Here is a 14,379-nt window from a genome sequence, read left to right as displayed (position 1 = left end):
GCACTATTCACCCCCGCTTCCCCCAGTGTCTGCAGAGTGACTCGGACAAGGAGTCCCCAACCGAACAGAGAAATAGTGGAAACTGAACAGCGGCAAGGCGGTCCACCATCTCGGCCGCCCCCGTGTCACGTGCTCACCACATTTCCCGCTCACCGAGGAAGGCCCAACAATCCGTCCCCGACCGGCCAGGAAATACCCCCACTCGCCAGCAGGCCGGAAAACCAGGTGGCCAGCGCAACATCAACCCGCGGCACCCACACCACAGCGCCGTCACCACTCGCACCTCATCGGTTGGTTCCGCAACCGTGCGGTCCGCGGAACCGATCTGGGCGGCGGAGGCGGCATGCTACTCCCGTTCCCCGACACCACACCCGCACCACAGCCGCGCCGTACCCGCGTTGTCCACAGGCCGCGGGGTTATCCACAGGCCCGCCCGCCGCTCTACCGTTCCGCCCCACCCGCCGATAGGCTGGAGCGGGGCTCGCCCCCCGTGGTGGGTGGGGGGCTGACCACCGGAGGTTCGAGCACCAGCAGGCCCGACCGTCCAGGCCGGCACCTCACCGGTCAATCCGACGCCGCCCCCGCAGTGCGCAATTCACCGTCCGCTCGCACTCAGCGCGTCCACCAACACCGTTACCTCCTCTTACCCGCCATCGACCCGCAGGTAACGCTTATCCGCCGGAACACCGTTCCCTCGATCACCAGCCCGGCCGATCATCGTGGTGCGCGCGAGAACCATGCTCCACAGGAACTGCTCGAACTATTCGGGAAGCCGTCGCATTTCGCAGCCACCGGGTCTTCCACCTCGACCTGCACACGCGGGACGCCAGCCACGTTTTCGACACAACGACGTCCGCGTCCAGGAATCGCCGCCCAGTCGAACTCCCGCAAACCGGTGCGAAAGATCAAGGCCGCACACCCCACCGCTCCGCGCAACGCCAGCCGAAAGCGCGACCGGGTCAAACCCCAACCCATCGAGCGGTCACCGCATCACCAGACCGAGTCCAGAGCAGGTGCCACCCAGACCACGAACCACTACTCGGTCGAACGTCGCGCCGAGTTCGGTGGCGACGGCATGTCGGTGGCGACGGCATGCCTGCGCCGAACCGTCCGGCCCCGCGCCGAACCGTCCAGCGCAGGTTCGGGGCGACAACCGCCTCGAAGTCCAGCGGGCTCCTCTGTCCACTTGGGACAACCGAAGCAGGCTCCGGCTCAGTGGCCCGTCCACCGCTCCGCTGGCGTGGTCGACACGTCGCCGGCGACGCAACAAGCCGCGCCCCCACTGGCACGGGCTCACCCGTGCTGCTGCTTCGCACTGCACCTGATCGGGATGACCCACATCACCCGCGACCACCAGCAGGATCAGCGACCAGGTGAGCACGAATCCACTGAGGACCAAGAAGGTGGTGGCCGGCCCGACCGGCGGCGCGACGCCACGACGGAGAGGACAGACCGGTAACCGGTCAGCGAGTGCGGCCGGCCGCTGTTGTCGGCACTGCAGTGGCCACGCGCCTGCTTCCCTCCCGTGGGTGCCGGCGCGGAGCGCCAACGGCATCCCGAACAGGCGAAGAGCACCTCATCGTCCATCCCACCAGCGGCCCATCACCCACCCACGCCAACACCTGACCGGTCGGCGCCGACCAAGCCCGCCAGACGCGCCAGCGCGCGGTAGGAGTCCAGCATCTGTCCCCGGTCGAAGGTGCTGGTAGTCACCAGGATCTCGTCGGCGGCGCTGCGGCGCAGCAGCGTCTCCAGGGCGGCGCCGACCTCGTCCTCGGTGCCGTGCACCTGTCCGTCCATGGCCTGCTCGAACAGGGTCCGCTCGCGCTCGCTCATCGGCAGCGAGAGCACGTCCTCGGCCGGGGACAGCGGCGGGAACACGCCGTGCACGCGGGAATACGCGGTCGACCACGCCTCGGGCACCAGCAGCCGCCAGGCCTGCGCGGTGGTGCGCGCCACGGCCACGGTGGTGGAGACGACCACGTAGGGCCGCGCCGACCACGGTGACGGCTGGAACCGCGCCCGGTAGCCGTCGATGATCCCCAGCATCCGGTCCTGGCCGCCCACGGGCGCGATCACCAGGGGCAGGCCGAAGTCCGCCGCGGTCTCGGCGCCGGCTCCGGTGGCCAGCACGAACACCGGCACGCTCAGCCCCTCGGCGGGCCAGGCGTGCACACCCGGGTGGCTCCGCTGCTGGCCGGTGAAGTAGCCGAGCAGTTCGGTCAGCTGGGCGGGAAAGCGCTCGGCGGCGTCCCGGTCGTGGCCGAGCGCGCGGCGGACGCCACTGGTGAAGCCCACGGAGCGACCCAGTCCCATGTCGATCCGGCCTGGGTACAGGGATTCCAGGACCCCGAACTGTTCGGCCACCACGATCGGCTGGTGGTTGGGCAGCATCACACCGCCGGTGCCCACCCGGATGCGGGTGGTGGCCGCGGCGATGGCGGCGGCGAGCACGGTGGGTGCCGAACCGGCCACGCCGGGAACACTGTGGTGTTCGGACACCCAGAACCGGTGGTATCCCAGTGCTTCGGCCTGCTGGGCGAACCGGACCGTGTCGCGCAGCGCCTGGGGTGTGGCCTGCCCGCGCCTGGTGCTTGAGCGGTCCAGCACGGAGAACGGGACCGCGAACGTGGTGCTTGCCGAGGGTGTCACACCCATGTCAACGCGCGTGGTCGACGGTGATTCCCGCGCGGTGTCCGGCTGGGACACGTTGGCTGGGACACATCGGCGGGAGCCCCGGGGGTGGGGACTCCCGCCGACGACCGCGCCGCGACCGACCGACCGACCGACCAGCCTGCCGGCTGGTGGCCGCCTGGCCGGGCCGGGGCGTGGTCAGCCGCAGTACTCCGTGGGGCTGTCGTAGCTGACGGAACCGGCCGAACCGCCCCACTTGACGCACTTGCCGGCGGCGGCCTTGCGGATCGGCCCGGCGTAGTAGGAGAAGTTGCCCGAGTCGGTGGCCCTGGTCTCGCCGGCCACCTCCAGGTAGGCGGACACGGCACTGGCCGCGCCCACCGAGGTCCGCTTGATCGTGGTCACGCAGTTCTCCCCGGTGCCCGGGTTGCGCATCAGGTAGACGGTGCCGTCAGCACCCAGCGCGCTCGACGCGACGTACTGGTAGCCGGCGCCGCACACCGACTGGGCCGTGTGGGTGTTGGCCGCGCTGGTCGCGTCGAAGTCCAGGTCCAGCCGCAGCCCGTTGGCGATCGCGGTGTTGGCGGAGTGCAGGCCGCTGATCTCGCTCGCGCTCAGCGCGCGGTTGTACAGCCGCACCTCGTCCAGCGCGCCCTTCAGCCGGAACTGGCCGTCCAGCCGCTGCCCGAGGTGGATCTGGAAGGGCCGCCCCGGGCTCACCGAGTTCTGCAGGCCCGACGCCGAGGCCGCCTTGGCGCCGTCGATGTAGAGGGTGACCGTGCCGCCGGAACGCTGCAGCGCGAAGTGGTGCCACTGCTTGTCGTTGTACGCCTTGGTGGTGTCCACGTTGACGTAGCCGGACGGGCCGTTCTCCACGTGCGCGCGGATGCGGCTGCTGCCCGGCTCGGCGCGCAGCCACACCTGGGAGTAGCCGTCGCCCTGGTTGTAGGCCCACAGCAGGGACTGGCTGGCGGTGCTGCTGCCGTAGTTGAACCAGCCGGTCCAGGTGAAGTCGGCGCTGCCGGTGGCCAGTGTCTCGGCGAAGGGCAGCTGGACGTAGTCGTCAGAGCCGTCGAGCGAGAGCGCCCTGCCGAACTTCCCGGTCGTCAGCGTGGGGCCGCCGCGCAGGTAGGCGTCGTTGGCGTGCGGTGAGGAGTCCGGGGTCACCGGCAGGCCGCTGGTGCTGCCGTCGGGCAGGCCGAGGGTGGACTCGGTCAACGAGGACCACCGGATGGTCTGGTTGGCGTTGCCCGTGGGGCCGCTCTCGTAGAGGATGCCGATGTCGCCGTTGTTCAGCTGCACCATGTCCGAGTAGGCCGCGTCCAGGTCCCAGACCATGGTGCCCTGGGTCACGCTCTGCCAGTTGGCGCCCTCGTCGAAGGAGGAGCGGATGTTCAGCTGCTTGCGACGGTCGCATGTGGACGGTCCGGCGAACAGGATGCGGTTGTACTTGTCGCCCGCGTCGGTCGCGCGCAGCCGCAGCGTCGACGCCTCCACGATCGGGGTGATCAGGTCGGGTTGGAAGGTGAACTTCTGCGAGAAGGTGGCGCCGCCGTCGGAGCTGATCGCCTGGAGGCGGTTGCGCTGGCCGTCCGCGAGGCACTTGTCGTCGTTGTTGGCCTGGTTGCGCGCGGCGGCCAGGACCCGGCCGTCGGTGAGTTCGACGACGCTGACCTCCTGCGGGTTGACGCTGGTGCCGTCGGTGCGGATGTCGGTGGCGCCCAAGTGCCAGGTGGCGCCGGAGTCGTCGCTGTAGATCAGCCCTCCGGCCGGGCCGCCACTGGCCGAGTAGTTGATGCCGGCGACCAGCCGGCCGGCGTGCGCGCCCCGGCTGAGCTGGATGCCGTGCACGGGCCCGGTGGCCAGCCAGGACGGCGCGCTGGAGAAGCCCAGTTCCTTGGTCAGTTCCTTGGGCTGCGACCAGGTGGCGCCGTTGTCGTCGCTGTACTGCACGTGCGGCCGGCGGCCACAGGCCGCGGTCTTCACGCACTGCCAGGTGGTCAGCAGCACCAGGCGCCCGGTCCGCTCGTCCAGGATCGGCACCGGGTTGCCCCGGACGTCACCGTTGCCGTCGAGCAGCACCTTGGTGCTCTCCCAGGTCTTTCCACCGTCGGTGGAGCGCCGGTAGACCAGGTCGATGTCGCCCTTGTCGTTGCAGAAGGTGGCGCCGCCCTTGCGGGCTTCGGCGAAGGCGAACAGGGTGCCGTTGTTCGCCTGGATGACCGCGGGAATGCGGAAGCACTCGTATCCCTGGGTGTTCTCGCTGAACAGCACGGTGTTCGCCAGCGAGGCCGGGGTCACCTGGAGGGTCTGGCCGGTGGACTCGCCGGCCGCGCCGACGGTTCCGGCAGCACCGACGATCGCCGCGGCCGCGAGCGCGCACAGCGCAGCGGCCCGGCCGCCTGGTCGTCTTGCTGGTCTCACCTGGGTCTCTCCGTTTCTCGGTCCTGACGGGACAATCGGCCCGGTGCGCACACCACCCGAGCGGGCGGTAAGTTAATTTCCCACTTAAAATTTGTTTAGTAGGGAAGTGTGTCACGGGGCAAGGTGAAGTCAAGCAAAACTTCGGTGAACGCCCGTGCCGCACCGCGCAGCGGCCGGCCGCGCCGGCCCGGTCAGCTCAACCGGTGCAGGCGCAGCGCCAGTTGGATCTCCAGCGCGCGTTCCGGACTCTGCCAGTCGGCGCCGAGCAGCACGGCGATCCGGCCCAGCCGCTGCACCACCGTGTTGACGTGCACGTGCAGTGCGTCAGCCGCCCTGGTCAGGTTGCCGCCGCAGGCGAAGAACGCCCGCAGGGTGGCCAGCAGCTCGGTGCCGCGTCTGGTGTCGTAGTCGAGCACCGGCCCGAGGGTGTCGGTGACGTAGCCGGCCACATCGGCCCGGTCCCCCAACAACATGCCGACAAAGCCCAACTCGGCCGGGGTCGCGGCGTGGCCCCGGCGGTCGAACGCGAGCAGCGCGCGCAGACAGCGGGCCGCCTGCGCGTGCGCGGCGGCCAGGGCCGCAGGGCCGGCCACCGCCGCGGTGCGGTGGCTGTCGGCCGCGCCCACCGTCACCGGCGTGCCCAGCGCCGCGCTCAACTCCCTGGCGGCATCCGCGGCGAGACCGGCCGCGTCCGCACCGGGAAGCAGCATCACCAGCAGGTCGTCGTGCCAGCCGGACAGTCCACTTCGGACACGGCAGTGCCTGGCCCCGGCCGAGGCGAGCCGGTCCCGCGACACGCCGTCGCCCTGCGCCACCAGCACCGCGTGGTCGGCCGTCAGGTCAACGCCCAGTCGGCGCCCCCTGGCCACCAGGCCGGCGGGTTCCCGGTCGGGGGCGGTCAGCAGATCCGCGATCAGCTCACCGCGCACCTTGTTCTCCGCCTCGGCGACGGAGCGGCGCAACAGCAACAGCAGCGCGGTGACCACGCTGGCCCGCTCGAACAGCCGCCGGTCGGCCTCGGCCAGGTCGGGTCGGCCGGACAGCGCGATGCTGCCCAGCAGTTCCGGACCGGCCAGCACCGCGCAGACCCAGATCCCGTCGCGGGGCACGGCCCGGCCGGTGGCCCTGGACGCGGCAACGGGCTGTGCCGGCACGGACGGCGGTGCCGCCCCGATCCGGGCCAGCTGACCACCTTCCGGGTCGCACACCACGATGCCGCCACCGAGCACCTCGGCCAGCGCGGCGGCGACCTCGGGCACGTCGCCGCCGCGCAGCACCAGGTCGGTGAGCCGGTCGTGGGCTTCCTCGGCCCGGCGCAGGGCCTCGTTGTGCCCGCGGATGGTCTCGGTGGCCGCGTTGAGTTCCAGCAGTGCCGTGCGGGTCTCGGCGAGCAGGTGCGCGTTGTCGATGGCGATCGCCGCGTGGTCGGCCAGCGAGGACAACAGGCTCACCTCGTCCGGGGTGAACTCCCGGCTCGCCCGGTGCGCGGCGTAGAGCACCCCGATCACCCGACTGCCCAGGGTCAGCGGCACCCCGAGGATCGCCACCAGCTGTTCCTCGCGCACCGCCGTGTCAATGGCGGTGGTGTGGTTGAACCGGCCGTCGGCGAAGTAGTCGGCGGTGGCGTAGGGCCGGGCGGTCTGCGCGACCAGGCCACCCAACCCCTCGCCCATGCCCAGCCGCAGCGCCTGGAACAACGCGGAGACCGACCCGTCGGTGACCCGCATGTGGGTCAGCCCCTCGGGATCGTCGTTGAGGCTCAGGTAGGCCACGTCGGCGCGCAGCAGCATCCGGGCCCGGTGCACGATGGAGCGCAGGATCGCGTCCAGGTCGCGCAGCCTGGCCAGGTCGCTGGCGATGTCGAACAGCGCCGTCAGCTCGGTCTCCCGCCGGCGGTGCTCGTCCAGCGTCCGCCGGATCCGCAGAGCCGTCTCGGTGGCCTGCTCGACCTGGGCCAGCTGCGCGGCGCTCAGCCCGGCCGTCCTGGCCGCCACCGCCACCTGGGCCAGCCGTTCGCCCGCCGCGCCCCTGGCGAGCAGGTCGAGCAGGTGCAGCAGGGCGTCGGCTGGCTGGGTCATGCCGGTCATGCTCGCAGGGCGGCGCCCCGCACCGGCACGACCGTCACGCCTGCGCCGGGCTGGGCCGGCCGGCCGGCGCGTCGGTGGGGTCCTCGCCGGCGGACTCACCGAGCCCGATGCCCCTGGTCTCCCTGGCGCACCAGACCGCGACCAGGGTGACCACGCAGGTCGCCGCCACGTACAGGGCCACCGGCACGGTGCTGGCGAAGCGCTGCAGCAGCGCGGTGGCGATCAGCGGGGCCAGGCCACCGGCGAGGATCGAGGCGAGCTGGTAGCCGATGGACGCGCCCGAGTAGCGCACCCGGGTGCCGAACAACTCGGCGAAGAACGCCGCCTGCGGGCCGTACATGGCACCGTGCAGCACCAGACCCACCGTGGCCGCGAGCACGATCAGCGCGGCCGAGCGGGTGTCCAGCAACGCGAAGAACGCGAAGCCCCACACCCCCACGCCGACCGTGCCCAGCAGGTACACCGCGCGGCGGCCGATCCGGTCGGACAGCGCGCCCCACAGCGGGATGGTCACGAAGTGCACCACCGAGCCGATCAGCACCGCGTTGAGCCCGACGGCCTTGGGCAGCGCCAGCGGCCCGGTCACGTAGACCAGGATGAACGCGGTGATCACGTAGTAGGACACGTTCTCGGCCAGCCGCGCGCCCATGGCGATCAGCACCTCGCGCCAGTGCTCGCGCAGCACCTGAACCACGGGGGCGCGTCGGGGCGCGCCGGCCAGCTCGTCGCGCCGCGCGGCCGCCAGGAACACCGGCGACTCGGTGACCGACAGCCGGACCCACAGGCCGATCAGCACCAGCAGACCGGACAGCAGGAACGGCACCCGCCAGCCCCAGGCCAGGAACGCCTCGTCGGACTGCACCGCGGCGAGCAGCGCGAGCACGGCCGTGGCCAGCAGGTTTCCTCCCGGGGCGCCGCACTGCGGCCAGGAGGCCCAGAACCCGCGCCGGGCGGCGTCGCCGTGCTCGGACACGATGAGCACCGCCCCGCCCCACTCCCCGCCGAGGGCGAAGCCCTGCACCAGCCGCAGCGCGGTGAGCAGCAGCGGCGCGGCCACCCCGATCGTCGCGTAGGTGGGCAGCAGCCCCATGAGGGCGGTGGCGCCACCCATCAGCAGCAGGCTCAGCACGAGCAGTCGCTTGCGCCCGACCCGGTCGCCGAAGTGACCGAAGATCAACCCGCCCAGCGGCCTGGCCACGAACCCGATCGCATAGGTGGCGAAGGACAGCAGGGTTCCGGTCAGCGGGTCGCTGGTCGGGAAGAACAGCTTGTTGAACACCAGGGCGGCGGCCGAGGTGTAGAGGAAGAAGTCATACCACTCGATGGTCGTGCCGACCAGGCTGGCGGCCACGATGCGGGCGATCCCACCGCGCGGCGGGGCGGGTGTGTCAGTCACTGCGTCACCACTTCGTTGGGGTTGGGCGAAACCGTCGGGAGGAGACCGTCGGGCGGGAGGACTACCGGGCGGGAAATCCGGTGTGCGCGAGGACCTCGCGCGGCGTCACTGGGCGGTCCAGCCGCCGTCCAGGGGCAACGAGGCACCGGTGAGGTAGCCGGCCTGGTCGCCGCACAGCCACAGCACCAGGGCGGCCACCTCCTCCGGCTCGATCAGCCGCTTGATCGCGGTGTGCTGGAGGAAGACCCGGTCGACGACCTCGTCCGGTTCGATGCCGTGCGTCCGGGCCTGCGCGGCCACCTGGTCCCGCACCAGCGCGGTGCGCACGTACCCCGGGTTGACGCAGTTGCTCGTCACGCCGTGCGCGGCGCCTTCCAGGGCCGCGACCTTGCTCAGCCCCTCCAGCGCGTGTTTGGCGGCCACGTAGCCGGCCTTGTAGGCGCTGGCGCGCAGGCCGTGCACGCTGGAGATGTGCACCAGCCGGCCCCACCCCCTGGCGTACATGTGCGGCAGGCAGTGGCGGATCAGCAGGAACGGCGCGGTGACCATCACCTGCTGCAGCAGGGCGAACCGCTCGGGCGGGAACTCGTGGATCGGCGCGACGTGCTGCAGGCCGGCGTTGTTGACCAGGATGTCCACCTCGGCCGGCAGGGTCCGCAGGGCGTCGACGTCGGCGAGGTCGACCACGTGCGCCCGGCCGCCGATCTCCTCGGCCGTGCCCAGCGCGGCCCGCGCGTCCCGGTCGACCACGTGCACCAGGGCCCCGGCCTCGGCCAGCGCCCTGGCGCAGGCCTGGCCGATACCGCTGCCCGCTCCGGTCACCAGGGCGACCCTGCCGTCAAGTCCCACACCACTCGCCATGGCCGCACACGTTAGAAGCGCCAGCAGGCCATGCCCATGTGTTCACCTCACACAGTCCACACCCACGCTGTGGTGTTCAGCCCCATGGTCACCGGGCCCGCCGACCGGGCCGTCACCGGCCGGGGCCAGCCAGTCGGCGATGTCGGCGAGCACGTCCGGGTCGACGTGCTGCGGTGCGTCGTAGTCCGCGGGCGTGGACGGGCCCTCGCCGCGGAAGAACAGGTGGTCGTCGGCGTCGTGGACGCGGATGGTGACGTCGGGCCGGTGGGCCAGGCCCGCCCGCCAGCGCGCCAGGTCGTCGGCGACGGTCACCTGGTAGTCGCGACCGCCCCGCAGGATGAGCACCGGCCTGTCCAGTGCCGCCGCGGTGGCCTCCCTGGTCACCGAGTTCAACGCCTACCTCGACCGGGACAACGCCAACCCGACCAGCGATGCCGTCGGCTACCGGCAACACGGGGTCTGGCTCAACCAGGACGAACTCATCGCCCTGATCAGCGAACTGCGCGCCGCGATCGCCCCCCGGCTGACCAATCCGGCCACCCCGGACCGCACCCGCTACCTGCTCAGCCCGATCCTCTTCCCGAGCGAGGACCCCACCACCGACACCGACTGAGGAACCGTTCGACAGGAATGGTGAGCACACGTTCGGTAGTCGACCGGACGCAGCCCGGTCCGGTTGTGCGGCCGAGTGCCCGGGCAGCGCCGGGTCAGCGCTTCCCCGCCCGACGCGAGCCGGACAGTCCAACATCGCCCCAGGTAGGGTGGGTCGGGCAGGCGTCGGCGACAGCGGAGGGAGGCCGGAGTGCGGAGCGACGGACCAACGCTCGGCCGGACCCGCCGCGACCGGTGTGCTGATTCGCGCGCACTGCCGCTGAGCGGTTTCCCGGAGCACCCGGGAAGACGTCATCATTCACGAAATCCATATTGCTTCGTGACACAATCTCCTGCGGTCAGCAGATATCATTTCCACACTGAAACCGGAAACCGGAAACCGGAAACCGGAAACCGGAAACCGGAAACCGGAAACCGGAAACCGGAAACCGGAAACCGGAAACCGGAAACCGGAAACCGGGGCCGGTGGCGACTAAGATCACCAGCAACGGCCACGACGTGGCGCGGCCGTTGGGGAACGGCGTGGGGGTGCCGTGGCTGGTGATCGGCACGGGAGGTCGCGCCACGACGAGCACGATCCCCGCTGGGACAGCAACCCCGGGCAACGCAGGGTGCTGGTGGTCGCGCGCACGACCACCTCGACGAACCGGCTGCTGGACGCGCTGCGGTTCTTCGCCAACGACTTCAGGGTGAACCTGGCCGTCACGATCAACGACACCTCGAAGTTCAGCAGCGGGGTGGAGCGCGTGCTGCACGGTGCCGACGTGCACCGCATCGTGCCGTGGCGCGATGTGCGGAACCGGGCGATCGAGTACCACCTGGCCGTGTCCGCCAGCGAGAACATCGACTTCGAGTGGATCTCCACCCGAACCGTGGTGCTGCCGCACGGTCTGGGCTTCAACAAGCACGTGCCCACCGACGTCCCCGGCGCGACCAGGTTGGCCGGCCTGCCCCCGGTGGACGTGCTGCGGGACGGGCGGGCCCTGGTCGTGCTCTCCCACCCCGAGCAGGACGCGCAGCTGCGCGCGGCCTGTCCCGAGGTGGCCGGCAACACCGCGGTCGTCGGTGACCACACCTACGACCGGTTGCTGGCCAGCCGACCGCTGCGCGAGCGCTACCGGCGGCTGCTCGGTGTCGCCGGCCGGCGGCTGGTGCTGGTCAGCTCGACCTGGGGCCGGCAGGGGCAGCTCGGGGTTTGGGGTTCCCTGACGCACCAACTGCTGGCCGAGCTGCCCGCCGACGAGTACCAGGTCGCCGCGGTCCTGCACCCGAACATCTGGGCCAGGCACACCCCGCTGCAGGTGCGGATCTGGCACGAGGACGCGCTGGCCGCCGGCTTGCTGCTGTTGCCGCCGACCAGGGGCTGGCAGGCGGCGTTGCTGGCCGCCGACCTGGTGATCGCCGACCACGGCTCGCTGGCGCTGTACGCCGCCGCGCTGGGCACACCACTGCTGCTCGCCGCGTTCGGCGACGAGGTGGTGCCCGGAACACCCGTGGCGCAGCTGGGCGCGTCCGCCGACCGGCTGGACCGCCGGCTCGGCCTGCGCGACCAGGTGGAGCACGCGCTCGCCACGCACCGCGCCGACCGGTTCGCGGCGATCACCAACCGGGTGTTCGCCCGCGTCGGCGAGTCGACGCGGCTGTTGCGCGACCTGCTGTACCGCGAACTGGGGCTGGCCCCACCGCCCAGCCCCCCTGTGCTGTCCAGAGTGGACGATCCAGTGCCGGATCTCCGAGAGGTGACCGCGTTTTCCGTGCACAGCGAGTTCGTCGACGCCAGCACGCTGCGGCTGTGGCGCTACCCCGCCGCGGTCCAGCGGCTGGGCGACCCGGACACGCACCGACAACCGTTACCGGCCAACGCGGTGCGGCACCTGGCGGTGGACGAGGCCGAGGCGGATCTGACGCTCCCGCAGAACGCGTCGGTGCTGGTGCGGCGGGACGTCGGCACCGCGGCCGAGGCGGCCGGCTGGACCGCGAACGCGCTGGAGAACCACCCGGGTGCCCGGGTCGCGGCCGGCGCCACCGCCGAGGGCTGTCTGGCACGGCTGCGCGACGGGCGGCTGGTGCGGGTGCGCGTGACGGGACCACCGCCCGACCCCATGCTGCTGGCCTCGGCCGTGTACGCGGCACTGCGCGCCGGCCGGCTCCACAGTGGAGGGTTCACGGTGTGCGCCGGCGCGGTCACCGCACCGGTCACCCTGGACGTGCGCGGTTAGCTGTCGGCCAGCGCGTCGAGTCGGGCGCGCAGCTGTGCCGCCCGGGGCCCGCGGTGGGCCTGGTGCACCTCCAGGGCCCGCGTCAGGCAGCGCCGTTCGGCCACGTGGTCACCGACCAGGCGCGCGACCTCGGCCAGCGCCTCCTGCGCCTGTGCCTCGTAGTGGAAGTACCCGCCGCGGGCCAGGATCTCGATCGCCTCGCGCAGCGCGGCCGCGGCCTCGGCGTGCCGGCCCAGGTGCGCCAGTGCCGTTCCGGTGGCGGCCAGTGCCCGCCCGGTCATCCGGCCCTGGTCGACCTGGCGGATCAGGTCGACGGAGCGGCGCAGCGTGACCAGTGCCTCGGCGTGCCGACCGGCCGCGTCCTGCGCGCAGCCCAGGAAGTAGGTCACGAAGGCGACACCGCGCCGGTCCTCGGCCTGTTCGAAGAGATCCAGGGAACGCTGGTACGCCTCGGCCGCCCGATCGCGCTCGGTGTGGTCGAACAACCGGCCGAACAGCTCCCACACCGAGGCGATCAGCCGCGGGTCGGCGGAGCGCTCGGCCAGTGGCAGCGCCGCCTCCAGTTCGGCCCTGGCCCGGTCCAGCTCGCCGAGGTCGGTGAGCGCCCGCGACACGAAGCTGCGCAGCCGCGCCTCCACCCGGGCGTCACCAACGGACCGCGCGGCGAGCACACCCAGTTCGGTCGACTCGACCCAGTCGGTCAGGTACCGCCGGTTGACGTACAGCGCGGTGGCCGTTTCCGCGAGCTGCCAGGTCTCCCGGTGCCAGCCGTGCTCGGCGGCGGTCCGGGTGGCGGCGAGCAGGGTGGCGCGTTCCGCGTCCAGCCAGTCCAGCGCCTGGTTCCTGGCGTTGTCACCGGCGAAGGGCTGGCTATCGGCGAGCAGTTCGGCGACGTCGGTGCAGCGCAGCCGGCCGGGCCCCATGATCACCAGGTCGGCTGCGGCGGCCATGACCAGGTAGTGGCGGACCACCCGGTGCACCGCTGCCGTGCGCTCGGCTTCGGGCTCGTCCTCGTGGGCACACCGCAGCGCGTGCCGCCGGACCAGGCCGTGGAACCGGTAGCGGCTTCCCGGGCCTTCGACGACCAGGTTGGCCTCGGCCAGCCGGTCCAGGTGGACGCGGACCGCGTCGGGCTCGGCGTCGCCGAGCGCGGCCGCCTCGGCCGGCGTGAAATCCGGGCCCGGCAGCAGGGCGAGCCGCCGGTACAGCCGGGCCACCGGATCGGGCAGACCGCGGTAGACAACGCTCAGTTCCACGGCCAACCTCTGCTCCCCGCCGACGGTGAACCCGCTCAGGCCCCGGCTCTCGTCGGCGAGTTCGGACACCAACGCCGCGATGCTCAGCCCCGGGTGCAGGCGCAGCCTGGCCGCGGCGATCCGCAGCGCGAGCGGCAGCCCCTCGCACAGTTCGACGAGCGCGGCCACCGCGGCGGGTTCGGCGGCGACCCGTGCCGCGCCACAGGTCCGCGCGAGCAGCTGGGCACTGTGGACGTTGTCGAGCGGGGTGAGCCAGAACGGCTCGGCGCCGTCCACCACCAGCTCACCGAGCCGTTCGTTGCTGGTGACCAGCACGGCGCTGCCGGGTGCGGTCGGGATCAGGGGCGGCACCTGGGCCGGCTCGGTGACCTGGTCCAGCACCACCAGCACCGGCTGGTCCGCGGTGAGGGTGCGGTACAGGTTCACCCGCTCGGCGAAGCGCGCCGGCATGACCTCGTCGGCCACGCCGAGCGCGCGCAGGCACCGGGCGACCGCGTCGGCCACGGCCGTCCCCCGTGGCCCGCGGAAGGTGGTGAAGTCCACGTAGAGCACACCACCGGTGTAGGTCCGGGCCGCGCCGCTCTGGTGCACCAGGCGGAGCGCGGTCGCGGTCTTGCCGATGCCCGGTGGGCCGCTGAACACCACCACCTGGGCGGGTTGTCCCGCTCCGGCCGCCAGCAGCGCCTCGGTCTCGGACAGTTCGGGCTCGCGGTTGACGAACTGCGGCGGGGCCGCCGGCACCTGGGTGGGCACAGCCGTGCGGGGTGCCGGCACGGGCGGCAGGTGCAGTGCGACGCTGCCGGCGCTGCCGATCTGGACCGCCGAGCCGACCACGTGTCCGCTCATGTCGTTGTGGACCACGTCCGCCCCCTGCCACACAGCCGCGCCAG

9 protein-coding genes are annotated in these 14,379 nt (G+C 72.0%); 2 read left to right on the top strand and 7 right to left on the bottom strand.

The annotated features are described in order from the left end of the window. Positions 1-1,602: 1,602 nt before the first annotated feature. From LX83_RS04475 to LX83_RS04450, 6 genes are all read right to left on the bottom strand, one after another. Positions 1,603-2,658: an MsnO8 family LLM class oxidoreductase gene (locus LX83_RS04475; RefSeq protein WP_253767329.1), complete on the bottom strand. Its 1,056-nt coding sequence runs from the start codon at positions 2,656-2,658 to the stop codon at positions 1,603-1,605. 174 nt (positions 2,659-2,832) lie between these two features. Then, positions 2,833-5,058, bottom strand: a complete 2,226-nt coding sequence (locus tag LX83_RS04470) for an exo-alpha-sialidase (RefSeq protein ID WP_253767326.1) — start codon at positions 5,056-5,058, stop codon at positions 2,833-2,835. 191 nt (positions 5,059-5,249) lie between these two features. Then, a complete protein-coding gene (locus LX83_RS04465) occupies positions 5,250-7,136 on the bottom strand; it encodes a helix-turn-helix domain-containing protein (RefSeq protein ID WP_407649479.1) in 1,887 nt (628 codons plus the stop codon). A gap of 43 nt (positions 7,137-7,179) precedes the next feature. Next, positions 7,180-8,541: an MFS transporter gene (locus LX83_RS04460; protein WP_253767322.1), complete on the bottom strand. Its 1,362-nt coding sequence runs from the start codon at positions 8,539-8,541 to the stop codon at positions 7,180-7,182. A 105-nt stretch (positions 8,542-8,646) separates the two neighbouring features. Next, positions 8,647-9,402 carry a 3-hydroxybutyrate dehydrogenase gene (locus LX83_RS04455; RefSeq protein ID WP_253767319.1) on the bottom strand — a complete coding sequence of 252 codons (756 nt, stop codon included), beginning with the start codon at positions 9,400-9,402 and terminating at the stop codon, positions 8,647-8,649. Between the two features lie 42 nt (positions 9,403-9,444). After that, complete coding sequence (locus tag LX83_RS04450) at positions 9,445-9,747, bottom strand: hypothetical protein (protein ID WP_253767317.1); 303 nt, start codon at positions 9,745-9,747, stop codon at positions 9,445-9,447. On the opposite strand from LX83_RS04450, the gene LX83_RS04445 reads away from it, so the two are divergent. Both LX83_RS04445 and LX83_RS04440 read left to right on the top strand, forming a co-directional pair. Further along, positions 9,740-10,015: a hypothetical protein gene (locus tag LX83_RS04445; RefSeq protein WP_253767316.1), complete on the top strand. Its 276-nt coding sequence runs from the start codon at positions 9,740-9,742 to the stop codon at positions 10,013-10,015. The genes LX83_RS04450 and LX83_RS04445 overlap by 8 nt on opposite strands. Positions 10,016-10,547: 532 nt before the next feature. Then, positions 10,548-12,233, top strand: a complete 1,686-nt coding sequence (locus tag LX83_RS04440) for a hypothetical protein (protein WP_253767314.1) — start codon at positions 10,548-10,550, stop codon at positions 12,231-12,233. Here the strand turns inward: LX83_RS04440 and LX83_RS04435 are convergent. Further along, positions 12,230-14,350, bottom strand: a complete 2,121-nt coding sequence (locus LX83_RS04435) for an NB-ARC domain-containing protein (RefSeq protein WP_253767312.1) — start codon at positions 14,348-14,350, stop codon at positions 12,230-12,232. The genes LX83_RS04440 and LX83_RS04435 overlap by 4 nt on opposite strands. Positions 14,351-14,379: the final 29 nt, after the last annotated feature.

Origin of the sequence: Goodfellowiella coeruleoviolacea (assembly GCF_024171785.1) — a bacterium.
Lineage (GTDB): Bacteria > Actinomycetota > Actinomycetes > Mycobacteriales > Pseudonocardiaceae > Goodfellowiella > Goodfellowiella coeruleoviolacea.
This window is presented reverse-complemented; position numbering and strand designations above follow the sequence as displayed.

Coding starts and splice junctions, on each gene's coding strand:
- LX83_RS04475 (WP_253767329.1), bottom strand. CDS start 2,658: ATGGGTGTGACACCCTCGGCAAGCACCACGTTCGCGGTCCCGTTCTCC.
- LX83_RS04465 (WP_407649479.1), bottom strand. CDS start 7,136: ATGACCCAGCCAGCCGACGCCCTGCTGCACCTGCTCGACCTGCTCGCC.
- LX83_RS04455 (WP_253767319.1), bottom strand. CDS start 9,402: ATGGCGAGTGGTGTGGGACTTGACGGCAGGGTCGCCCTGGTGACCGGA.
- LX83_RS04445 (WP_253767316.1), top strand. CDS start 9,740: ATGAGCACCGGCCTGTCCAGTGCCGCCGCGGTGGCCTCCCTGGTCACC.